This is a genomic window from Bradyrhizobium sp. (genome assembly GCF_004799405.1).
Taxonomy (GTDB): Bacteria; Pseudomonadota; Alphaproteobacteria; order Rhizobiales; family Xanthobacteraceae; genus Bradyrhizobium.
The window spans coordinates 38,628-59,368 of record NZ_SSMW01000158.1 but is presented as its reverse complement, the minus strand read 5'-3'; the positions used below and the strand labels follow the sequence as shown (position 1 = coordinate 59,368).

The window sequence follows — 20,741 nt, the reverse complement described above, 5'->3', positions numbered from 1 at the left end:
ACAGATATCTATCGAGAGGCCGCGGCGTACCGGATACCCCGCTTTCGCGGGGTATGACAGTTGCGCGGTTTTGTCAGCCTGCGATCGACTTTGAGTAGGAGTTCCATGTCCGAGAACGACGACGTCCCGTTCAACCGCAACTTTTCGCTCACGCCCGGCGTGGTGGAGCAGGTCCGTCCCGGCGTGCGGCGAATTCTTTGCAACAATCCGAGCCCGTTCACCTTTACCGGCACGGTGAGCTACATCGTCGGCAGCGGCAAGGTCGCGATCATCGATCCCGGCCCCGACGATGAAGCCCATGCGGCGGCGCTACTCGACGCCGTGCGCGGGGAGACCGTGACGCATATCCTGGTCACCCACACCCACCGCGATCACTCGCCGAACACCGCGCGGATCAAGGCCGCCACCGGCGCCACCGTCTATGCCGAGGGGCCGCACCGCGCATCGCGACAGCGTTATGAGAACGATGAAATCCGGTCCGAATCCGGCGCCGATCGCGAGTTCAAGCCGGACGTGCAGGTGAGGGATGGCGATACCATCGAGGGTTCCGGCTGGGCGCTGCAGGCGGTGACGACCGCGGGCCACACCGCCAATCATACCGCGTTTGCCTGGCGCGAGCGCAAGACATTGTTCGCCGGCGATCATGTGATGGGCTGGTCGACCTCGATCGTGGCGCCGCCGGACGGATCGATGCCCGACTACATGGCTTCGCTCGAAAAATTGACGGCGCGGACCGAGGATTTGTATTTCTCCGGCCATGGACCGGAAATCTTGGATGCACGGCGCTATGTGAGCTTCCTGATCCGGCATCGCCAGGCGCGCGAAGCCTCGATCCTGCATCGCCTTGCCAAGGGCGAAGCGGACATTCCGACGCTGGTGCGCGCGATCTATATCGGCATCGACCCGCGGCTTACGGGCGCCGCCGGCTATTCGGTGCTGGCGCATCTGGAAGATCTGGTCGCGCGCGGGATCGTGGCGACCGAAGGCGATCCGGTGATCGGCGGCATGTACAGAATGGCGGCCGCTTCTTAACCTGTCCCCGCAAGCGCGGGGCGAGGGAGTGCACCTTCGCTATTCGCCCCTGTTACTTCTTGCCGCTCTTGGGCGGACCCTTGACCGGCACTTGCGGTTTCTTCACCGGCTTGAGGTTGGCGTTGTCGACGGCGGTGTTGATGTCGTCGATCAGCCGGGAGATGCGCGCGGCGTTACTGCCGAGATCGCTCTCGAAATAGCGTGACGACGAGCGGATATCGACACGCGAGCCGTCGTCGCCATCGGCCGTGATGCGGATCGAGACATCCTCGCGGAATCCCATGATCGGAGTCCGCGCCACCGCCTCGATGCGGCCGATCCGGCGCGGCGGCTGCGGGGCGCGTTCGTCGATCACCAGCCATTTGCGCTTGGTGACCAGTTGCGAGGTTACGTCGTAGGCGCGCTGGACCGGGACGTCGAGTTCCACCGTCTCGATATCGGGATAGGCCTGCCGCTGCTGTTCGGCCGAGTACAGCCCGGCATAGACGGCGGTATTGGCGCCGTCGCCGGTGCGCAACCGCGCCAGCGCCTCGAAGCGCGGCGGGTCGATCGGATCGGTGGTGATGTCGTGGATCGGCGGCAGCCTGCGATATTGCAGGCCGAGATAGGCCGGGTAGGCCAGCACCACCGCGTCGATCAGCATCGCCAGCAGGATGCGGCTCATGCCGCGCGATCCGTTCCGCCAGATCGCGACAAAGGCGGCAAGCCCGACCAGGATGGACAGGCCGGCGCAGGCCAGCGCGCCGAAGAACGTCGCCAGCGCCGGCCTCATCTCAAGGAAGCCGAAGCGGACGATGACGATCGAGACCAGCACCGCGACCACCGAGAACACCGCGAGATTGCGCGCCCATGACGCAAGGCTGGAGACGGGCTCCTTCTGATAGGGAGCGGAAAACCTGCGGGCCATCGCTTCAATTCTGCCGGGTTGGAACCTGGCCGGCGACACGCGCCGGGCTGCAAACTGGCCCGTTTGAGACCACGGACCTGCGGCGAATTCAAGGGACTTTGGCTGCCATGTTCGTGCCGTGGCGAAGGGTACCGGACGTTCTTCTCCCTCGCCCCGCTTTTGCGGAGAGAGGGTCGGGTGAGGGGCTGCATTCGTGAGTTCTGACGATGACGTGGGCGCGGTGCCCCCTCACCCGGATCGCGTCGCGATCCGCCCTCTCCCCGCAGGCGGGGAGAGGTTAAGGGCCCTACGCCGCGGCGTTGGGGAAACGATAGGCCTTGAACGTATCGCGCAGCGCGGTCTTGAGGATCTTGCCGGTGGCGGTGTGGGGAATGCCCTCGACGAACACGACGTCATCCGGCATCCACCATTTGGCGATCTTGCCGTCCATGAATTTCAGGATGTCTTCCCGTGTCGCGGTCTGGCCCGGCTTGAGCTGAACGATCAGGAGCGGCCGCTCGTCCCATTTGGGGTGATGGATGCCGATCACCGCGGCTTCGGCGACCGCGGGATGTCCGACCGCGAGATTTTCCAGATCAATCGACGAAATCCACTCGCCGCCGGACTTGATCACGTCCTTTGAGCGATCGGTGATCCGCATGTAGCCATACTGGTCGATGGTGGCGACGTCGCCGGTGTCGAAATAGCCGTCCTTGTCGAGAATCTCGGTATCGACGCGGAAGTAAGCCTTCGATACCGCCGGGCCTGCCACCTTCAGCCGGCCGAAGGTCTTGCCGTCCCATGGCAGGTCCTTGCCGGCATCGTCGGTGATCTTCATCTGAACGCCGAACGGCGGATAGCCCTGGGTCTGCAGGATATCGAGCCGGGCCTCGCCTTGCAGTTCGGCAAACGGCGGTTTCAGCGCGGCAAGCGTGCCGATCGGGCTCATCTCGGTCATGCCCCAGGCATGGCGCACCGTGACCCCCATGTCGACGAACGCCTTGATCATCGAGCGCGGCATGGCCGAGCCGCCGCACACCACGAATCTCAAGTGGGGCAGTTTCAGCCTGTTGGCGGCGATATGATTGAGCAGCATCAGCCACACCGTCGGAACCCCGGCGGTATGCGTCACCTTCTCGGTATCCAGCAGTTCGAACACCGACGCGCCGTCGAGCTTGGCGCCGGGCAGCACCAGCTTGGTGCCCATCGAAGGCGCCGAGAAGGCGATGCCCCAGCTATTGGCGTGGAACAGCGGAACCACCGGCAGCATGGTATCCCCGGCATTGGCGCCCAGCGAATCGCCGGTGTTGGCCATCAGCGCATGGAGTACGTTGGAGCGATGCGAATACAGCACGCCCTTCGGGTCGCCTGTGGTGCCCGAGGTGTAGCACATCGCGGCCGCGGTGTTTTCGTCGAAGGTCTTCCACTTGAAATTGCCGTCCGCCTGCGCGATCCAGTCCTCATAGGCGACCGCATTCTTCAGCGTGGTTTCCGGCATATGCGCCTTCTCGGTGAACACGATGTAGCGCTCCACGCTCGGCAGCTTGTCGGCGATCTTTTCCAGCATCGGCACGAAGGTGATGTCCACCATCACCACGCGGTCTTCGGCATGGTTGATGATCCAGGCAATCTGGTCGGGGAACAGCCGCGGGTTGACGGTGTGGCAAATGGCGCCGATGCCCATGATGCCGTACCATGCCTCGAGATGCCGCCAGGTGTTCCATGCGATGGTGGCGACGCGGTCACCGAGCTTGATGCCGTCGCGATCGAGCCGCTGCGAGACCTTCACGGCGCGGTCGCGGATTTCGGCGTAATTGGTGCGATGGATGGGACCTTCGACCGACCGCGTGACGACCTCTTGCGTGCCATGAACTGTCGCCGCGTGCTCGATAATCCGGTGGCAAAGCAAAGGCCAGTCTTGCATCAAACCGAGCATACGTACGTTCCTCCCGATGGTGTTATCGCTTGTCGCCGATCTCTTAGGAATTGCCATGAACTTTAGCGCGGGGAAAGCGAGCCGCAAATGGCCTTTTGACGTCCCGGCCTGCGGCGAAAGGGCAATGGTTACCGCCGGGGTCGCCCTGCTGCTGGTGTTCTGCGCGCCAGGCGACCCCGCGGTGGCGCGGAAGTCCGATCAGGGGGTGTGGAGCGACTTGTTCGGGCAGCGCCGGCCGAGGCTGCGCGGGGCCCTGTTGCCGGCATCGGTGCCACTGCCGAAGCCGCGGCCGGCGGATGCCCCGGCGATCGAAATCGACAAGCCCGCGGCGGCAAAACAGGCGTCCCCGGAAGCCGACAAGCCCGCCTCCGAGCAGGCCGCGCCCGCGCCGCCCTCTGCCTGCCGGCTGGCGCTGTCGGATGCCATTGCCGTCGCCCCCAGCATTCCCGACATCCATGGCCCCGGCGGTTGCGGCGGCGAGGACCTGGTCCGGCTGGAGGCGGTGCTGCTGCCGGACAAAAATCGGGTGGCGCTGAAGCCCGCGGCGATCCTGCGCTGCGCCATGGCGTCGGCGGTCGCCGACTGGATCCGCACCGACATGGCGCCGCTGGCGGCCAGCCTCGGCAGCACCATCAGCGACCTCGACAATTTCGACTCGTTCGAATGCCGCGGCCGCAACCGCGTTGCCGGCGCGTTATTGTCCGAGCACGGCCGGGCCAATGCGCTCGACGTTCGCGCCCTCAAACTGGCCGACGGCCGATCGGTTTCGTTCACCGACCGCAACGTGTCGCGCGAATTGCGCGAGAGCGTGCTGCATTCGGTGTGCGCAAGGTTTTCGACGGTGCTGGGACCGGGCTCGGACTGGTATCACGAGGACCACATCCACCTCGACCTGATGGAGCGGCACAACAACTACAAGATCTGCCAATGGAACGTGTGGGACCCGCTGCCGCAGGTCGCGCCGCTATTGCCGGCGGAGCGGCCGGCCGAGGCGCCGCCGAGCGAAGCTGCCGCCAAACCCGACGCTGCCGCAACGCCGCAGCCCAGCGATACCCCGCCGCCGCCAACAAAAAAGCGCCGGTAAACCGGCGCTTTTATTTATCGTGACGCGCTGTCGGTTACGAGATCACTGCACCGAGCTGCCGCCGCCCTGCAACGCCAGGGTCGAATTGAACGGCGAGTCGCCATGATGCGGCTCCAGCACCACGACAATGGTGCCCATCTTCACCCGGTTGTACAGATCGATCACGTCCTCGTTCGTCATCCGGATGCAGCCGGAGGAGATCGACGCGCCGATGTATTCCGGCTGGTTGGTGCCGTGAATCCGGAACAGGGTGTCCTTGCCGCCGGAGTAGAGATACAGCGCGCGCGACCCCATCGGATTGTCCGGTCCCGGCGGCACGAAAGTGGGAACGCCGAGCCGTTCGATTTCGCTCTTGGTCGGATGCCAGGGCGGCCACTCGGTCATGCTGCCGATCTTGGCGATGCCCGACCACGCCATCGCTTCCTCGCCGACGGTGATGCCGTAGCGGATCGCCTTGCCGTCATTGAGCACGTAATAAAGATAGTGATTGTCGGAATCGACCACGATCGAACCGGGCGCTTCCTTGCGATGATAGTCGACGATGGCGCGGCGGAACGGTTCGGCTACGGGAACGTTGGTGTAGCGAATCTTCGCCAGCAATTCCTTGTCGCGCGGCTTGAAGTTGGCCTGATTGGTCGCTTCATAGGTCGTGGCCTCCATGCAGCCCGATAGCAGCAAGGCGGCAGCGAGAACTCCCAGTTTTACTTTCAGCGACGACATTGCATACTTCCAATCGAAAGGCTTTGCGCTCGCGGCGTCGATATTACGCCCCAAGCACCACGATTCTGTTAAGCCCATTATCGCCGAAATCGGCCGCAATTCCAGTGTTTAGATGGCTGTCCCGCAATGCGGGATTGTCCCTGTGGCCTTTTTGCCTCAGGTCTTGCATTTACGGCTCATTTTTGGGCACGGCCACCCTGCCTGCCGAATCCAGGCCACGCGGCTGCCATTCGGTTGCCGCAAATGACACCTGCCGGGGCTGTCATGGCGATGAAGCGCTTGCCAGAATCGAGCTAATTCCTGTTGGGTAGGCTTCGCGCGCAATTTGCCGGAGTCCGCCATGTTCTCGGTGTTCGTCCCTGCCGAATCCTCGCTGAAGAAGGCCGGCTCCGTCGATCTTGCCGCCCTGCCGCCGAACGCGGTGTGGATCGACATGGTCAAGCCGACCGCGGCCGAGGATCAGGCCGTGGAGGGGCTTGCCGGCATCGCGGTGCCGACCCGCGAGGACATGCAGGAGATCGAGATTTCCAGCCGGCTCTATGTCGAGAACGGCGCCCGCTACATGACCGCCAGCCTGATGTGCGCGGCCGACACCGAATCGCCCCGGATCACGCCCGTCACCTTCATCCTGTCCGGCCATCGCTTGGTGACGGTGCGCTACGACGTGCCGAAACCGTTCACGCTGGTGGAGAACAAGCTGGCGCGCAGCGCTGCAGCCGGCATCAACGGCGAGACCGTGCTTCTGGAACTGCTGGATGCCGTGATCGACCGCTGTGCCGACATTCTGGAGCGCGCCGGCGCCGACGTCGACGCGGTCAGCCACGCCATCTTCGAGCCCGAGGGTGCCGCGCGCACCGGCCATGCCAAGCGCTATTCCGACATCCTGATCGCGATCGGGCGCAAGGGCGATTTGACCTCCAAGGTGCGCGAGAGCCTGGTCTCGATCGGCCGCCTCGTCACCTTCGTCACCGCCGAAGCCGACAGCGTCAAATGGTCGAAGGAGATGCGCGCGCAGCTCAAGACCATGCAACGCGACGTCGCCTCCCTTACCGACCACGCTTCCTATCTCTCCAACAAGATCACCTTCGTGCTGGACGCCATGCTCGGCGTCGTCAATCTCGAGCAGAACAACATCATCAAGCTGTTTTCGGTAATGGCGGTGGTGCTGATGCCGCCGACCCTGATCGCATCGATCTACGGCATGAATTTCAAGCTGATGCCGGAGCTGGAATGGGAGCACGGCTACCCGATTGCCCTGGTCATGATGCTGCTGGCCGCGGTCGGGCCTTATGTGTTTTTCAAGTGGAAGAAGTGGTTGTAGACCCGGTGCGGATACCCGCGACCGTCAACCGCTGCCTCAATTTCTCTGCTAAAATTTGAGCGTTGGGCTGAACCTTTACGCGACGCCTTTCTGCGATAACGCCGGCTCACGCGGCGAGGATACAATGGTTGAAAAAGTCATAACGCCCGGAAGAAATGTCGTGGTCGATTTCGCACGCTATCAGGCCGGACGCAACGCGGCCGGCAAGGCGCTTGCGATCTCGGCGCGGGCCTGCCGGTACTGCGGCGCGGCGCTATTGGAGGGCGAGAGCGAGGACGAATGCTCCAGCGCCTTCAATTTCAAGAATTTCAAGGCGCCGCCGCTGCGCGATATGCCACGCAAGTCTTACGCGGATTGAATTTCCAACGCCCGTCATTCCCGGATGCGCCGATTGGCGCAGGCCCGGAATGACGATTAAACGTGCTGGCCGCCGTTGATATGGATTTCGGCGCCGTTGACGTAAGAGCTCGTCTCCGTGCACAGCACATAGATGATCTTCGCCACCTCGTCCGGTGTGCCGAGCCGGTGCAGCGGAATCTGCTGCTCGACGATCTTCTCGGTCCCTGGCGACAGGATCGAGGTGTCGATCTCGCCCGGCGCGATCGAATTGACGCGGACGCCGACCCGGCCGAAATCCGACGCCATTTCGCGGGTGAGCGAGGCCAGCGCCGCCTTGGAAGTCGCATAGGCCGCGCCCGCGAACGGGTGCACCCGCGAACCCGCGATCGAGGTGACGTTGACCACCGAGCCCCTCGCGGCCTTCAATTCCTCGATCAGTCCGCGCGCCATCATGATGGGGGCGAAGAAATTCACCCGGAACACATGGCTCCAGGTGTCGATATCGGTATCGACCGAGCCGAGCCTTCCGCCGCCTTCGGCCTTGGGCGAAATCGCGGCGTTGTTGACCAGCGCGTGCAGTTCGCCGCTTTCCAGCCGCCGGCGGATTTCCGAAATCGCCCGCGTGGTGTCGGCATGGTCGGCAAGGTCGACCTGGATGTGATCCTCGGGGCCGGCGCCCCACGGGCATTCCTCAGGGAAGGGATGCCGCGAACAGGTGATGACGCGCCAGCCCGCGCTGGAGAACCGGATCACGGTGGCATGGCCGATGCCGCGGCTGGCTCCGGTCAGAAGCAACGTACGCCGCGGCGTATTGGCGGAAGTCGGCATGGCGGTCCTTCAGGCTTTCGGCATCAGGGATAAAGCCGCGTCTTGGCCCACGGCTGGTCGGGCGCGGCGCGGCGAAACTCGATGCGGTCGTGCAGGCGGAACGGGCGGTCGTGCCAGAATTCGAACTGCGCCGGCGCAACCCGCCAGCCGCTCCAGCCCGGAGGCCGCGGCACCTCGCCGACGATGTGTTTGGCGGCGACCTTTGCAATGGCTTGTTCGAACGCAAAACGGCTTTCCAGCGGCTGCGATTGCTTGCTGGCCCAGGCGCCGATCTGGGCCTGTTTCGGCCGGGTGGCGAAATAGGCGTCGGCTTCAGCCTCGGTTACCGGCGACACGTTGCCGCGGATGCGCACCTGCCGGCGCAGCGACTTCCAGTGAAACAGCAATGCCGCCTTGGGATTCGCGGCGAGTTCGCGGCCCTTGGGGCTGGCGATATGGCTGTAAAACACGAAACCATCGGCGTCATAGCCCTTCATCAGCACCATCCGCAGGTCCGGCAAGCCGTCGGCGTCGACGGTGGCGAGCGACATGGCGGTGGGATCGTTGGGTTCGGCCTTCACGGCTTCCGCGAACCACTCCTCGAACAGCGCAAACGGCTCCTCGGCCGCGGTGAAATCACCGGATGTTAACGATGTTGGGTGTTTGATGGAGGTCGTGTCGGTCATGTTGGAGTCCAAAGTTGCGTCCGCCCGCGGTCCAGTTGCGGCCCCAGTCCGGGCCCAGTCCGTATAGGCCCAGCCTATATAAGACATGGGGACGCGTTGGCCTATCGGCGATGCGGCCGGCGGGCGCCGTGATGACATTGATTCTAATCGGCCTGAGCTCGGGCGGTTGCAGCCTGTCCCGCACCGACAACTCCTTTGCCAGGATGGACGACAGGGACATTACGGGTTCGCTGGGCTCGGCGCCCGGACCTGCGCCCACCGAGGGCGATCTGGCCTTTGCCCGCAACGCCGCTTCCGACGTGCTGACCAAGGGCGACAAGGATTCCAGCCAGCCCTGGGAAAACCCCGAGACCGGCGCGCGGGGTTCGGTGACGCCACTGGCCCAGGCCTATGTCTCGGAGGGACGCACCTGCCGGGATTTTCTGGCAAGCTACGTCAACGGCCGTTCGGAGAGCTGGCTGCAGGGGGCGGCGTGCCAGTCCAGCCAGGGCCGATGGGAGATCCATACCCTGAAGCCGTGGCGGCAGAGCTGACTTTCCGGGGCACAGGCTGCCGTTGCAAAAATGCCACGAAGACCCCAGATGAAGGCCAAGGGCTGCAAGCCCACCCATTTTTGATTCCCTGAAGGAGACGTGACGGATGCGCGACCCCTATGAGGTCTTGGGGGTGCCGCGGGGCGCCAGCGCTGCGGCGATCAAGAGCGCCTATCGCAAGCTTGCCAAGAAGCATCACCCCGACAACAACAAGAACGATCCGAAATCCGCGGCGCGTTTTTCCGAGATCAATTCGGCCAACGAAATCATCGGCGACGAGGACAAGCGCAAGCAGTTCGATCGCGGCGAGATCGACGCCGAGGGCAAGCCGCGCTTTCAGGGCTTTCCCGGCGGCGACCCGCGGGCGCGGGGAGCATCCCCCGGCGGCGGCTTCGAGACCCATACCTTCCGGACCGGCAGCGGCGGTCCCGGCGGCTTCGGCGGGGGCGCCGGTTTCGAGGACATCCTCAACAGCATGTTCGGTGGCGCTGCACGTGGCGCGCGGCCGGGTGGCGGCACGACGTTCGAATTCGACCCCGGCGCCATCGCGCTCGATCTCGATCTTTCCGTCGCCATGACGGTGTCGCTGGAAGAGGCGGTCAAAGGCGGAGAGAAGCGAGTCCGGTTGCCGACCGGCAAAGAACTCAATGTCAAGATTCCCGCCGGCGTCACCGCCGGCCAGCAGATCCGCCTGAAGGGGCAGGGCGAAACCGCGCCCGGTCACCCGCCCGGCGATCTGCTGATCACCGTGAGCATCGCGCCGCACCCCTTCTTCAAGGTCGACGGCAGCGACCTGCGCGTCGATCTGCCGATCACGCTGTACGAAGCCGTACTCGGCGGCAAAGTCCGCGTGCCAACGGTCGGCAGCGCGGTCGAACTGTCGATTCCGAAGAACACTTCGAGCGGCCGCACTTTTCGCCTCAAGGGCAAGGGGCTGCCGAAAGCCGACGGAGCCGGCGACCTGTTCGTCACCACCCGCATCATGTTGCCGGACGGGAACGATGCCGAACTTGAGGCGTTGATGCAAAAGTGGCGCGACGGACACCCCTACAATCCGCGCAGCGATCTATAGCGCTTTCGAACGTAGTGGGTGTAACGAAAATCCCAAAAAGGTGCAGCCTCGACCGGGGGACCAGCGCGGTACCAAACCCCAGTCGAGGCCGCTTGCGCCGATCGGCGGATCGAACGCGCAGCATCTTCGACTCAGCACCCGGTGCGATAATGAGACGCGCCAATGTTCCAATTCCAGATTTTCAAAGTCCGAATTGGGGCGCGCGCCAAGGCACGATTTCACAGGCACAACTTCAAGGCGTGATCGCAGCCATCGATACAAGTCGCGGTTTAGCCGCCGGTTTTCTCGGTCTGGTCGTAGACCAGCCGCGCCACCTGGTTCAGCCGGTCCTTGTCGGTCGGGCCTGACAGCACGTAACCGACGCCGTCTTCGGACCAGTACATCGCGCCGCTGTTCTCCGCAGCGGTGTAGCGCATTTGCGCCGACTTGGTTTTCGCGCGCGACGTATAGAGCGTGAATCGTTCACCCGAGGCGCTCTCGTACATCAGGAACGATGCCGGTCCGGTGGGGCCGGGCAACAGCCGCCCTCCAACGAGTTTCAGGCCGGTTGCGTCCAATTCCGGCGCACGGACATCCCAGCCGCAGCGCTTGGTCAGCCATTGCTGCAGATGGGCGCGTTCGTTGCCCGGCACCTCGACCGGATGGCGAACCTCGACGACATAAAGCCGATGCGCGTCCAGCGCATCCACGGTCAAATTCTGGAACGCCGACGGCGAAGCCGCGACCCCGCGCGCTACCCAGCCGACGCCGCCGCCGGCGATGAACGCCACCAGCGTCGCTGCGATGGCGCCGTAGATCCATTTCCGGGGTTGTCGCACCAGCCGTTCGATCTCGAGACGTTTCGGCACCGGCTCGTCGGCGACGGAATCGTAGCGCGCGTGCAGGGCGTCCGCCATCGCGCGCCATGATTGCACCCGCCCGGCATCATCGGGATGCGCCGCCAGCCACGCCTCGACATCGCCGCGGCGCTCGGCCGGCAACTCATTGTCGACATAGGCGTGCAGTTCGTCTTCGGTGACGGGAATCCTGTGGTCGGTCATTGTCTCTGACTCTGTTGGGTCTCGATCGAAACGGTTGTCCGGCGGAGGCCGGGGTGAGGGGTGGTCAACACGCTGACGCGGTCACATCGCCACTCAAACTCGTTGAACGCATTCGTCACGCAGCCATGCATAATGCTTGCCATCATTTCACCCGCCGCAGCGCCGGGCGCTCGCCCTCAAGCGAGGCTTTGACATGGGCGCGCGCACGGGCGAGGCGGGACATCACGGTGCCGATCGGCACGCCCTGAATATCGGCGACCTCGCGGTAGCTCAATCCTTCCAGCATCACCAGCAGCAGCACCGCGCGCTGCTCCTCTACCAGCGTGGCCAGCGCACGCGCGATGTCGCGGCCTTCGGCCTCGGTCCCGCTGGCGTCGGGATTGTTGTCGAGCAGCGGCATGAATTGCGGCCGCCGCGCCAGCGATCGCCGCCTGTTCTTGTTGAGGTTGGTCAGGATGGTATAAAGCCAGCTCCTGACATCACCACCGAGAAACAGCCGTTCCGAGCGCAGCGCCCGCACCAGGGTGTCCTGCACCAGATCGTCGGCGACGTCGCTGTCACGCGCGAGCGCGCGGGCGTAGCGGCGCAGGGCCGGAATCATGGCTTCGACACTCTGGCGAAACGCGGTCATTCGGCTCGATCTTTGGCTCGATTTTCGGGTCTGTCCGGTAGGCGTCCCACGCCCATGCCTTACACCAGATAACACCGAAATGATGCGGCTATTCCGCCTGTTAAGGTTGTAAGGCAAACCCCGAAATCGCGGTGAATTTGGGCTGTACCGGCCGGGGGCGCTGGTGTACCTCCAGACCCGATCAACGCTGGATTGGAAACCGGATGCCGCAAACTTCAGGTCTGATGCAGGGCAAGCGCGGGGTGGTTCTCGGAGTTGCCAACAACCGCTCGATCGCCTGGGGCATCGCCAAGGCCTGCCGCGCGGCGGGTGCGGAAATCGCACTCACCTGGCAGGGCGATGCACTGAAGAAGCGGGTCGAACCGCTGGCGGCCGAACTCGGCGGTATCCTGCTCGGCCATTGCGACGTCACCGATCCCGCCACCATCGACGCGGTGTTCGAGGTGTTGAAGCAGAAATGGGGCAAGATCGACTTCGTGGTCCACGCCATCGCGTTCTCCGACAAGGACCAGCTCGACGGCCGCTATCTCGAAACCACTGCCGACAATTTTTCCAAAACCATGCTGATCAGTTGCTTCTCGCTGACCGCGATCGCCCAGCGCGCCGAAAAACTCTTGACCGACGGCGGCTCGATCCTGACGCTGACCTATTACGGCGCCGAGAAATGGATGCCGCATTATAACGTGATGGGCGTTGCCAAGGCGGCACTCGAGGCCAGCGTGCGCTATCTCGCCGCCGATCTCGGCGAGAAGAACATTCGCGTCAACGCCATTTCGGCCGGACCGATCAAGACGCTGGCGGCGTCGGGCATCGGCGATTTCCGCTACATCCTGAAATGGAACGAATACAACGCGCCGATGCGCCGCACCGTGTCTATCGAGGAAGTCGGCGACAGCGCGCTGTATCTGCTGTCGGAGCTGTCGCGCGGCGTCACCGGCGAGGTGCATCACGTCGATTCCGGTTATCACATCGTCGGCATGAAGCGCCCGGACGCGCCGGACATCGCGCTGAGCAATTCGCTGGCGAAAGAATGATAGATGAGCGGCTACAAAGATCGGCTCGTGAAGCTCTACAGGTTGTCCACGGACCTTATGGACAAGAAGCTCTGGGATGAAGCGGTCGAGGCCCTCGATCAGACGATCGAACTATCGGAGGAGATGCAAGATCCCTTCTTTCTAGAAGAATCCCGATTTAGAACAGCGCTCTGTTGCAAAATATTAGGCCGGCAAGCCGAGTTCCTGAAACAAAAGCAGATGATCTCCCCGGACAAGACCTTTTTCATCGAAGACAGAGCGTTAGGTCTTAAAGATTTGGGTTAAGTCATGCCCGCGCCCACCGTCTACTACATCCGCCACGGCGAAACCGAGTGGAACGCGGAAGGCAAGCTGCAGGGCGGGCAGGACATTCCGCTCAACGACCTCGGACGCAGGCAGGCCGCCGATGCCGGCGGCATCCTCGCGGACCTGTTTGCGCGCGACGGGCGCAGCGAACAATCCCTGGCATTCGTGGCAAGTCCGCTCGGCCGCGCGCGCGCGACGATGGAACTGGTGCGCGGCGCATTGAGATTGCCGGCGGGCGGCTATGCCATCGACGACCGGCTGCGCGAAATCGGCTATGGCGATTGGGAAGGCTCGACATTGGCGCAGATGCAGGCCGCCGACCCCGATGTCTTCGCCGCGCGCCAGGCCGAGAAATGGACGGTGCCGCCGCCTGGCGGCGAGAGCTATGCCGCGGTGCAGGCCCGGGTGCTCGACTGGTACGACCAGTTGACGGCGGACACGGTCGCGGTGGCCCATGGCGGGACCGCGCGGGCGCTGATGGTGGCGCTCGGCATCGAGACACCCGACAGCGCCGCCGACCTGACCATCGAGCAGGGCGCGGTCTACGTGTTCGGCGATAGCGGGCTGGAGAAGTATTGCTGATACTTTCTGTTCCCTCCCCCTTGTGGGGGAGGGTTAGGGAGGGGGCCCCCCACAAGGGGGAGAGAGCCGAGAACGCTTGTTGCAACAGCGTGGTTAACTCTCGTTATTTGACGCCTCGGACCTTGCGAGTTACGACACGTCGCCTTTTGGTACTAATGCTAATTGTCACCATAACCGGGCTCAGCGTCATGTCCTTCAACACCTTCGGCCACATGTTCCGGGTCACGACCTTCGGCGAGAGCCACGGGGTCGCGATCGGCTGCGTGGTCGATGGTTGTCCGCCGCTGCTGCCGCTGACGAGCGAAGACATCCAGCACGATCTCGATCGCCGCCGCCCCGGGCAATCGCGCTTCACCACCCAGCGCCAGGAACTGGATACGGTAAAGATCTTGTCCGGCACGATGGCGCATCCGGACACCGGCGTGCAGGTCACCACCGGCACGCCGATCGCGCTGTTGATCGAGAACACCGATCAGCGCTCCAAGGACTATTCCGACATCAAGGACAAGTTTCGCCCCGGCCACGCCGATTTCACCTATGAAGCCAAATACGGCCTGCGCGATTATCGCGGCGGTGGCCGCTCCTCGGCGCGCGAGACCGCATCGCGCGTCGCCGCCGGCGCCATCGCCCGCAAGATCGTGTCCGGCATGACCGTGCGCGGCGCGCTGGTGCAGATGGGTCCGCACCGGATCGACCGCAAGAAATGGGACTGGGACGAGATCGCGCGCAATCCGTTCTTCTGCCCGGACAAGGACAAGGCCGCGTTCTTCGAGAGTTATCTCGACGACATCCGCAAAAAAGGCTCGTCGATCGGAGCGGTGATCGAGGTCGTCGCCGAAGGCGTGCCGGCGGCCCTGGGCGCGCCGATCTATGCCAAGCTCGACGCCGAATTGGCCGCGGCTTTGATGAGCATCAATGCCGTGAAGGGCGTCGAAATCGGCGCGGGCTTTGGCGCCGCCGAACTGTCCGGCGAGGAAAACGCCGACGAGATGCGGATGGGCAATCAGGGCGTGAGCTTCCTGTCCAATCATGCCGGCGGCATTCTGGGCGGCATCTCCACCGGCCAGCCGGTGGTGGCGCGCTTTGCGGTCAAGCCGACGTCTTCAATCCTGTCGCCGCGCCGAACCGTGGATCGCGGCGGCGCCGACACCGACATCATGACCAAAGGCCGCCACGATCCCTGCGTCGGGATCCGCGCGGTGCCGGTCGGCGAGGCCATGATGGCCTGCGTGCTGGCGGATCATTTCCTGCGGCATCGCGGGCAGGTCGGCGGATAGAGTTTGTAGGACGGATCAGCGTTGGCGCGCCTTGACGTTTCCCGGCCTTGCACTGCAAATGCACATCCGATGAACGCACCCGAACTGCAGAAGCTGACCGACTGGCTGATCGACGGCGCAAGATCCGCCGGGCCGTTGCTGATGGCGCAGACGTGTGAGCGCCTGGTGCAGGCCGGCTTACCGCTCTGGCGCGTCGGTGTCTTCGTCCGGACATTGCATCCCGATATTTTCGGCCGCAATTTCATCTGGCGGCCGGGAGCCGAGGTTGTCGTCGGCAGTGTGGACTTCGATATTCAGAATTCTCCGGAATTTGTGAACAGCCCGCTCGCGATCGTGTTTGGCGAGGGGCGAGAGGTAAGAATCCGGGTCGACGATCCCGAGAGCAAGCGCTTTCCTTTTTTCGACGATATGCGCGCGGAAGGCGTCACCGACTATATCGCGCTGCCGCTGCTGTTTATCGACGGCACCATCAATGCTTCGAGCTGGACCACCAAACAGCCGGGCGGATTTAGCGATGACCAGTTGGCCGCATTGAGAGCGATAGTGCGGCCGCTGGCGCGGGTGATCGAGATCATCAGCCTGCGCCGCACCGCCTCAATCCTGCTCGACACCTATGTGGGTAACCGCGCCGGTGAACGCATTCTCGGTGGCCAGATTCGCCGCGGCCATGCCGAGACCATGCATGCGGCGATCTGGCTGTCGGACCTGCGCGGCTTTACCGCGCTGTCGGACCGGCTGTCGCCCGGAACCGTGGTGGAGATTCTCAACCTCTATTTCGATTGCCAGGTGGCGGCGATCCGCAAGCACGGCGGAGAAATTCTGAAATTCATGGGCGACGGGCTGCTCGCGGTGTTTCCGATCGCGGAGGACGACAGCAATATCGCCGAGGTTTGCGCCCGGGTACTGGAAGCCGCGCGCGAATCCCGCGCCGGCGTCGAGGCCTTGCATTATCCAAGCGGCGAGGCCGTCGAGCGTTTTCGCTTTGGCGTCGCGCTGCATGTCGGACCAATCCTGTTCGGCAATATCGGTGGCGGCAACCGGCTCGACTTCACCTGCATCGGTCCGGCCGTCAATCTCGCCGCGCGGCTGGAAAAGATTGCCGGCCGCCTGCATCGCATCGTCGTCGCATCCGAGCGATTTGCCGGAATTTGCGACGGCGGCTGGACAGATCTGGGCGAGTTTCCGATCGCGGGCTTCTCGAAGGCCGAACGCGTCTATGGCCTGGCGGACGAAGTGTCGATGCCGTCGCCCTGAGGCACGAGCATGACGGCGCATCCGGCCGGTCGTATTTGTTGTCATTGCGAGGAGCGAAGCGACGAAGCAATCCAGCTTTTATTTGGCAAAGCAAGTTGGATTGCTTCGCGGAGTTTATCATCGGGCGCGCATTCGCGCGACCCGTTGGCTCGCAATGACGGTTTTCCTATTCCTCAGGTTCGGTGGTGAACAATAGCGGATAGCCCTTGGCGCGGCCGGCGTCGGTGGCGCGTGTCGCCTTGGTCTCGGCAACGTCCTTGGTGAAGACGGCGACCACGCATACCCCGCGCCGGTGCGCGGTTATCATGACCTTGTGGGCCTGGTCTTCGGTCATGCGGAATTCCGCCTTCAGGACCGTGACCACGAACTCGCGCGGCGTGAAGTCGTCGTTGACCAGAATGACCTTGTGCAGGCGCGGGCGTTCGGTCTTGGTCTTGACCTTGGTGCGCGGCTTAGTGACGGTCTCGGGCATCGCGGCGGCGCCTCCTGACGTTCCGCTGGGCACATCGGCAGTTTATCGCCTATCGCACGCCAACGGAACTGGCAGTTTTGCGATGGCTTCGTTGCAGCCGCGGTACGTCGCGCAGACAGGCGGTGATATCGGCGAGGTCGACAGGTTTCAGTCCGGCACGCTGTGCCGCAGGCCAATCGAGGCGAGGCCACGGTCGCCAAAATTGAGGCAGCCGCGCCTGATTTGCGGCTAACTCGAATGTGAAGCGCGGACCGTGTTCCCGCTTTGCGCAATGCGGTTTGCGTGTCACCATCGCTGCAGACGGGAGAGTCCATGCGCTGGTGTGTCTCGATCGGAGCGGTGCTTGTCGCTGGCGCGTTGGCCGGAGGCGACGTTGCCAGTATTGCCGCGCCGAATCCCGGCCATCGATTGACCGATAAGGACGCCGCGCCATCCGTCGACATCGAATTGATTCTCGCCGTCGATGTCTCCTATTCCATGGACATGGACGAACTCGCGGTTCAGCGCGAGGGTTACGCGCAGGCCATCGTCTCGAAGGAGTTCCTGCAGGCGCTGAAGACCGGCCCGAACGGCAAGATTTCGGTGACCTATTTCGAGTGGGCCGCAAGCTACGACCAGAAGATCATCATTCCCTGGCGGGTGATCGATGGCCCGGAAACGGCGGATGCGGTCGCCGACGAGATCATGAAAACGCCGATCCGCCGGGCGTCGCGCACCTCGATCTCGGGCGCCATCAATTTCGCCATGCCGCTGTTCGACCAGAATCCGTATCGGGGCTTGAGGCGCGTGATCGATATTTCCGGCGACGGTCCCAACAACAACGGCTCGCCGGTCACGATCGCGCGCGACACCGCGGTCGAGAAGGGGATCACCATCAACGGGCTGCCGATCATGGTGAAGGAGCCGTCCTATTCGACCATGGACATCGAAAACCTCGATTTCTACTACGAGGATTGCGTGATCGGGGGGCCGGGTTCCTTCGTGGTGCCGATCAAGGATCGCGACAAGTTCAAGGAGGCGATCCGCAGCAAGCTTGTTCTCGAGGTCGCCGGCCGAACGCCCGGGCGCCGGATCGTTCCGGTGGCCGAAAAGCAGTCGCGCATTCCCTGCTTGATCGGCGAACAAATGTGGCAGGAGCGGCAGGAAAGGTGGGGGCGTTAGCGTCAGCGCACGAACCGCGCCACCAACTCGACATGAGGGGTGTGGCGGAACTGGTCGACCGGTGTCACGTTTGCGATTTTGTAGCCGCCATCGATCAGGATCCGCGCGTCGCGCGCAAACGTCGTCACGTTGCAGGACACCGCGACCACCAGCGGAATCCTGCTGGCCGCAAGCTGCTGCGCTTGCGCCTGCGCGCCCTGGCGCGGCGGATCGAACAGCACCGCGTCGTAGTCGCGCAACTCCTGCGCCATCAGCGGCCGCCGGAACAGGTCACGCGTCTCGGCCTTGACCGGTTTCAGTCCGGACGTCGAGGTCGCTGCCTTCTGCAGCGCCATCACCGCGCCCGCATCGCCGTCGAACGCCGAAATTTTCGAATTTGCCGCCAGCCGCAAGGCGAACGGCCCGACCCCGCAAAACAGATCGGCGATGTGCTTTGCGCGCCGGCAATGTTCCGATACCAGCGTCGCCAGCGCCGCCTCGCCGGCGGCGGTGGCCTGCAGGAATGAGCCCGGCGGCAGGGTGACCCGTGCGGTGCCGATCGTCACCGTCGGCGGGTTGCGCATCAGCACCAGTTCGCCGTGCCGCGTCAGCCGCGCCAGCCGATGCTGCTGTGCGACGCCGGACAACGTCGAGATCATTCCGGCCGGCAGCGGCCCCGAGCCGCGCACGTCGACATCGAGGCCACCCTCGGTGGCGGTGATCTGGATATCGAGCGGCTTTGCGGTTGGCGCCAGCGGCTCGGCGATCGCCCACGCCGCATCGAGCGCACCGGCGAGACCGGGATCGAGGATCGGGCAGCGGTCGACCGGAATGATGTCGTGCGAATTGGCGGCGGCAAAGCCCACCTTCAGCACCTCGTGGGTGCCCATCCCGGCGTGCAGGGTGATCCGCCGGCGGCCGAGGCCGTGGGCATCGATCAATGCCGCCACTTCACTATCGAGTTTCGCCTGCGCCAGCGTCTCGACCACGAGCCCGCGTTTCCATGCGCGATAGCGCCCGGCATCCCAGTGCTGGATCGCGCAGCCGCCGCAAACGCCAAAATGCTGGCAAAATGCCGTTATCCGCTCCGGGCTCGCGCGTTCGACCGCGAGCAGCCGGCGGCGGTCGGGATGATGGCCCGGCACGGCGGCAACTTCGACCGTCTCGCCGCCAAGCGTGTACGGCACATACACGTTCTCGCCGTCGACAATGGCGACGCCGTCGCCGCGATGGCCGACATGATCGATGACGAGGTGCTCAACCACGGCGCGCGCCGATGAAGAATTCGACATTGCCGTCGCCGCCCGTGATCGGCGAGGGGAACAGCTGGATGCCGCTGCATCCCAGCGAGGCTACGAATGCCGCGATGTCGTCGCACACCGCCTGATGCACCGCCGCGTCGCGGATGATGCCGCGCCTTGAATGTTTCCGCGGTGCTTCGAATTGCGGCTTTATCAACGCCAGTAGATGCATCGGCGCGGCGGCAAGCGAAAGCGCCACCGGCAGCACCGCCTTCAGCGAAATGAAACTGACATCGACGACCACGACATCGGGCCGCATCGGCAGGCGCTTGCCTTCGAGCTTGCGGATATCGGTCTCCTCCATCGACACGATCCTGGGATGGCCGCGCAGCGAGGCATGCAACTGCTCGCGCCCGACATCGATGGCGAATACCAGGTTGGCGCCGGCCGCGAGCAATACTTCGGTGAAGCCGCCGGTCGATGCGCCGACGTCGAGGCAGACGTGATCCTCGATCTCGATGGGATACCGTTCCAGCGCGCCGGTCAGCTTGACGCCGCCGCGCGAGACAAAGGGATGCGCAGGCTGCGCCTGCAGCGCCGCATCGGCGGCTATGCCCTCGGACGGCTTTGTGACCGGCTTGTTATCGGCCGTGACGAGGCCCGCTTCGATCGCGGCCTGCGCGCGGGCCCGGCTTTCGAACAGGCCACGCTCGACCAGCACGATATCCGCGCGCTTGCGGGCAGGGGGTGTGCTGCGCTCGCCCTTGGCCAAGTTCAACCCGGAGCGCGCGCGTGGAGCGCTGCCAGCCGCTCGGCCGCCATCCGCACGCAGGTCTCGAACGCGGCAAAATCGTGCCAGACGTCCAGCGGCACCTGCCGCGGCGTGACCAGCAGGCAGCCGTGCAGATCGAGTGCATGAATCATCATCAGATTGTCGCCTAGGCCGAAATCCTCGACCGCCAAACCCTGCGCGTCGGCAAGACGACCGTCGCGCGACGTCACGGCGGAAAAGCGGCGCACGCGCTCGGCGTACGATGCGGGATCGTTGGAATAACCGAGGCAGAGCTTGCCGCGAGCCGCCATGTAACCCAACTCATAAGCCGTACCGGCATCGGCGCCCGGTCCGCGAAACGGCGTCAGGTTGGCGATGATGGCGTCGGCGCTATTCATCATGGCCTCGTTGCCGCGAAATATCGCCAGCGAGGCGACCCTGGCCGCGGTGTCGATGGCGTTGTCCAGCGGATACAATCCGGTCAGCCCGTGACGCGTGCAAAGCCCGACCTTGCGCCGTCCGACTTCAATGGCGTCCGGCAGGAACACGTCGGGACCTGCCAGGTAAATTTTCATC

General features: G+C 64.0%; 23 protein-coding genes. 12 read left to right on the top strand and 11 right to left on the bottom strand.

Features of this window, described 5'->3' with window-relative positions:
- Positions 1 to 105 precede the first annotated feature (105 nt).
- Positions 106 to 1,032 (top strand): MBL fold metallo-hydrolase, encoded by a 927-nt coding sequence (locus E7813_RS25540; protein ID WP_291578073.1) that lies wholly within the window; start codon positions 106 to 108, stop codon positions 1,030 to 1,032.
- 52 nt (positions 1,033 to 1,084) lie between these two features.
- Here the strand turns inward: E7813_RS25540 and E7813_RS25535 are convergent, their stop codons facing one another.
- A complete protein-coding gene (locus E7813_RS25535; RefSeq protein WP_291578072.1) occupies positions 1,085 to 1,939 on the bottom strand; it encodes a DUF1499 domain-containing protein in 855 nt (284 codons plus the stop codon).
- Positions 1,940 to 2,225: 286 nt separating this feature from the next.
- On the bottom strand, positions 2,226 to 3,854 hold the full coding sequence (locus E7813_RS25530) for a fatty-acid--CoA ligase (protein WP_291578071.1): 1,629 nt from the start codon (positions 3,852 to 3,854) through the stop codon (positions 2,226 to 2,228).
- Between the two features lie 124 nt (positions 3,855 to 3,978).
- On the opposite strand from E7813_RS25530, the gene E7813_RS25525 reads away from it, so the two are divergent.
- On the top strand, positions 3,979 to 4,938 hold the full coding sequence (locus tag E7813_RS25525) for an extensin family protein (protein WP_291578070.1): 960 nt from the start codon (positions 3,979 to 3,981) through the stop codon (positions 4,936 to 4,938).
- A gap of 42 nt (positions 4,939 to 4,980) precedes the next feature.
- Here E7813_RS25525 and E7813_RS25520 read toward each other — a convergent pair whose 3' ends face one another.
- Positions 4,981 to 5,658, bottom strand: coding sequence for a L,D-transpeptidase (locus E7813_RS25520; RefSeq protein ID WP_291578069.1), 678 nt, complete (start codon positions 5,656 to 5,658; stop codon positions 4,981 to 4,983).
- A gap of 340 nt (positions 5,659 to 5,998) precedes the next feature.
- On the opposite strand from E7813_RS25520, the gene E7813_RS25515 reads away from it, so the two are divergent.
- Together E7813_RS25515 and E7813_RS25510 are read left to right on the top strand one after the other, a co-directional pair.
- A complete protein-coding gene (locus E7813_RS25515) occupies positions 5,999 to 6,979 on the top strand; it encodes a magnesium transporter CorA family protein (RefSeq protein WP_291578068.1) in 981 nt (326 codons plus the stop codon).
- Between the two features lie 124 nt (positions 6,980 to 7,103).
- Positions 7,104 to 7,337: a hypothetical protein gene (locus E7813_RS25510; protein WP_291578067.1), complete on the top strand. Its 234-nt coding sequence runs from the start codon at positions 7,104 to 7,106 to the stop codon at positions 7,335 to 7,337.
- A 56-nt stretch (positions 7,338 to 7,393) separates the two neighbouring features.
- Here E7813_RS25510 and E7813_RS25505 read toward each other — a convergent pair whose 3' ends face one another.
- The gene (locus tag E7813_RS25505; RefSeq protein WP_291578066.1) at positions 7,394 to 8,146 is read right to left on the bottom strand and encodes an SDR family oxidoreductase; all 753 of its coding nucleotides are present in this window, start codon (positions 8,144 to 8,146) and stop codon (positions 7,394 to 7,396) included.
- Positions 8,147 to 8,169: 23 nt separating this feature from the next.
- Positions 8,170 to 8,811 carry a pyridoxamine 5'-phosphate oxidase gene (pdxH, locus tag E7813_RS25500; RefSeq protein ID WP_291578065.1) on the bottom strand — a complete coding sequence of 214 codons (642 nt, stop codon included), beginning with the start codon at positions 8,809 to 8,811 and terminating at the stop codon, positions 8,170 to 8,172.
- Positions 8,812 to 8,921: 110 nt separating this feature from the next.
- On the opposite strand from pdxH, the gene E7813_RS25495 reads away from it, so the two are divergent.
- Positions 8,922 to 9,344, top strand: coding sequence for an RT0821/Lpp0805 family surface protein (locus E7813_RS25495; RefSeq protein WP_291578064.1), 423 nt, complete (start codon positions 8,922 to 8,924; stop codon positions 9,342 to 9,344).
- Between the two features lie 106 nt (positions 9,345 to 9,450).
- Positions 9,451 to 10,416 (top strand): J domain-containing protein, encoded by a 966-nt coding sequence (locus tag E7813_RS25490; RefSeq protein ID WP_291578063.1) that lies wholly within the window; start codon positions 9,451 to 9,453, stop codon positions 10,414 to 10,416.
- Positions 10,417 to 10,685: 269 nt separating this feature from the next.
- On the opposite strand, the gene E7813_RS25485 is transcribed toward E7813_RS25490, so the two are convergent.
- Both E7813_RS25485 and E7813_RS25480 read right to left on the bottom strand, forming a co-directional pair.
- On the bottom strand, positions 10,686 to 11,456 hold the full coding sequence (locus tag E7813_RS25485; protein ID WP_291578062.1) for an anti-sigma factor: 771 nt from the start codon (positions 11,454 to 11,456) through the stop codon (positions 10,686 to 10,688).
- 142 nt (positions 11,457 to 11,598) lie between these two features.
- Positions 11,599 to 12,087: an RNA polymerase sigma factor gene (locus E7813_RS25480; protein ID WP_291578061.1), complete on the bottom strand. Its 489-nt coding sequence runs from the start codon at positions 12,085 to 12,087 to the stop codon at positions 11,599 to 11,601.
- Positions 12,088 to 12,290: 203 nt separating this feature from the next.
- Here E7813_RS25480 and fabI point away from each other — a divergent pair, with 203 nt between their 5' ends.
- From fabI to E7813_RS25455, 5 genes are all read left to right on the top strand, one after another.
- Positions 12,291 to 13,121: an enoyl-ACP reductase FabI gene (gene fabI, locus E7813_RS25475; protein WP_291578060.1), complete on the top strand. Its 831-nt coding sequence runs from the start codon at positions 12,291 to 12,293 to the stop codon at positions 13,119 to 13,121.
- A gap of 3 nt (positions 13,122 to 13,124) precedes the next feature.
- On the top strand, positions 13,125 to 13,406 hold the full coding sequence (locus E7813_RS25470; RefSeq protein ID WP_291578059.1) for a hypothetical protein: 282 nt from the start codon (positions 13,125 to 13,127) through the stop codon (positions 13,404 to 13,406).
- Between the two features lie 3 nt (positions 13,407 to 13,409).
- Entirely contained in the window at positions 13,410 to 14,009 is a 600-nt protein-coding gene (locus tag E7813_RS25465; RefSeq protein WP_291578057.1) for a histidine phosphatase family protein, read from the top strand.
- Between the two features lie 188 nt (positions 14,010 to 14,197).
- On the top strand, positions 14,198 to 15,286 hold the full coding sequence (gene aroC, locus E7813_RS25460; protein ID WP_291578056.1) for a chorismate synthase: 1,089 nt from the start codon (positions 14,198 to 14,200) through the stop codon (positions 15,284 to 15,286).
- Between the two features lie 69 nt (positions 15,287 to 15,355).
- The gene (locus tag E7813_RS25455) at positions 15,356 to 16,540 is read left to right on the top strand and encodes an adenylate/guanylate cyclase domain-containing protein (protein WP_291578055.1); all 1,185 of its coding nucleotides are present in this window, start codon (positions 15,356 to 15,358) and stop codon (positions 16,538 to 16,540) included.
- A 166-nt stretch (positions 16,541 to 16,706) separates the two neighbouring features.
- On the opposite strand, the gene clpS is transcribed toward E7813_RS25455, so the two are convergent.
- A complete protein-coding gene (clpS, locus tag E7813_RS25450) occupies positions 16,707 to 17,012 on the bottom strand; it encodes an ATP-dependent Clp protease adapter ClpS (protein WP_291578054.1) in 306 nt (101 codons plus the stop codon).
- Between the two features lie 312 nt (positions 17,013 to 17,324).
- On the opposite strand from clpS, the gene E7813_RS25445 reads away from it, so the two are divergent.
- Positions 17,325 to 18,173, top strand: a complete 849-nt coding sequence (locus E7813_RS25445; RefSeq protein ID WP_291578053.1) for a DUF1194 domain-containing protein — start codon at positions 17,325 to 17,327, stop codon at positions 18,171 to 18,173.
- 2 nt (positions 18,174 to 18,175) lie between these two features.
- On the opposite strand, the gene E7813_RS25440 is transcribed toward E7813_RS25445, so the two are convergent.
- From E7813_RS25440 to E7813_RS25430, 3 genes are read right to left on the bottom strand one after another with little or no spacing between them, the layout of a single operon-like run.
- The gene (locus E7813_RS25440) at positions 18,176 to 19,417 is read right to left on the bottom strand and encodes a methyltransferase (RefSeq protein ID WP_291578113.1); all 1,242 of its coding nucleotides are present in this window, start codon (positions 19,415 to 19,417) and stop codon (positions 18,176 to 18,178) included.
- On the bottom strand, positions 19,410 to 20,165 hold the full coding sequence (locus tag E7813_RS25435; RefSeq protein WP_291578052.1) for a TlyA family RNA methyltransferase: 756 nt from the start codon (positions 20,163 to 20,165) through the stop codon (positions 19,410 to 19,412). Before E7813_RS25435 ends, E7813_RS25440 begins: the two co-directional genes overlap by 8 nt.
- Positions 20,166 to 20,167: 2 nt before the next feature.
- Positions 20,168 to 20,740 (bottom strand): nucleoside 2-deoxyribosyltransferase, encoded by a 573-nt coding sequence (locus E7813_RS25430; protein WP_291578051.1) that lies wholly within the window; start codon positions 20,738 to 20,740, stop codon positions 20,168 to 20,170.
- Position 20,741: the final 1 nt, after the last annotated feature.

Excerpts from the sequence above, each read along its gene's own strand:
- E7813_RS25540 (WP_291578073.1), top strand. The coding sequence starts at position 106 with ATGTCCGAGAACGACGACGTCCCGTTCAACCGCAACTTTTCGCTCACG.
- E7813_RS25535 (WP_291578072.1), bottom strand. The coding sequence starts at position 1,939 with ATGGCCCGCAGGTTTTCCGCTCCCTATCAGAAGGAGCCCGTCTCCAGC.
- E7813_RS25530 (WP_291578071.1), bottom strand. The coding sequence starts at position 3,854 with ATGCTCGGTTTGATGCAAGACTGGCCTTTGCTTTGCCACCGGATTATC.
- E7813_RS25525 (WP_291578070.1), top strand. The coding sequence starts at position 3,979 with ATGGTTACCGCCGGGGTCGCCCTGCTGCTGGTGTTCTGCGCGCCAGGC.
- E7813_RS25520 (WP_291578069.1), bottom strand. The coding sequence starts at position 5,658 with ATGTCGTCGCTGAAAGTAAAACTGGGAGTTCTCGCTGCCGCCTTGCTG.
- E7813_RS25515 (WP_291578068.1), top strand. The coding sequence starts at position 5,999 with ATGTTCTCGGTGTTCGTCCCTGCCGAATCCTCGCTGAAGAAGGCCGGC.
- E7813_RS25510 (WP_291578067.1), top strand. The coding sequence starts at position 7,104 with ATGGTTGAAAAAGTCATAACGCCCGGAAGAAATGTCGTGGTCGATTTC.
- E7813_RS25505 (WP_291578066.1), bottom strand. The coding sequence starts at position 8,146 with ATGCCGACTTCCGCCAATACGCCGCGGCGTACGTTGCTTCTGACCGGA.
- pdxH (WP_291578065.1), bottom strand. The coding sequence starts at position 8,811 with ATGACCGACACGACCTCCATCAAACACCCAACATCGTTAACATCCGGT.
- E7813_RS25495 (WP_291578064.1), top strand. The coding sequence starts at position 8,922 with ATGCGGCCGGCGGGCGCCGTGATGACATTGATTCTAATCGGCCTGAGC.
- E7813_RS25490 (WP_291578063.1), top strand. The coding sequence starts at position 9,451 with ATGCGCGACCCCTATGAGGTCTTGGGGGTGCCGCGGGGCGCCAGCGCT.
- E7813_RS25485 (WP_291578062.1), bottom strand. The coding sequence starts at position 11,456 with ATGACCGACCACAGGATTCCCGTCACCGAAGACGAACTGCACGCCTAT.
- E7813_RS25480 (WP_291578061.1), bottom strand. The coding sequence starts at position 12,087 with ATGACCGCGTTTCGCCAGAGTGTCGAAGCCATGATTCCGGCCCTGCGC.
- fabI (WP_291578060.1), top strand. The coding sequence starts at position 12,291 with ATGCCGCAAACTTCAGGTCTGATGCAGGGCAAGCGCGGGGTGGTTCTC.
- E7813_RS25470 (WP_291578059.1), top strand. The coding sequence starts at position 13,125 with ATGAGCGGCTACAAAGATCGGCTCGTGAAGCTCTACAGGTTGTCCACG.
- E7813_RS25465 (WP_291578057.1), top strand. The coding sequence starts at position 13,410 with ATGCCCGCGCCCACCGTCTACTACATCCGCCACGGCGAAACCGAGTGG.
- aroC (WP_291578056.1), top strand. The coding sequence starts at position 14,198 with ATGTCCTTCAACACCTTCGGCCACATGTTCCGGGTCACGACCTTCGGC.
- E7813_RS25455 (WP_291578055.1), top strand. The coding sequence starts at position 15,356 with ATGAACGCACCCGAACTGCAGAAGCTGACCGACTGGCTGATCGACGGC.
- clpS (WP_291578054.1), bottom strand. The coding sequence starts at position 17,012 with ATGCCCGAGACCGTCACTAAGCCGCGCACCAAGGTCAAGACCAAGACC.
- E7813_RS25445 (WP_291578053.1), top strand. The coding sequence starts at position 17,325 with ATGCGCTGGTGTGTCTCGATCGGAGCGGTGCTTGTCGCTGGCGCGTTG.
- E7813_RS25430 (WP_291578051.1), bottom strand. The coding sequence starts at position 20,740 with ATGAAAATTTACCTGGCAGGTCCCGACGTGTTCCTGCCGGACGCCATT.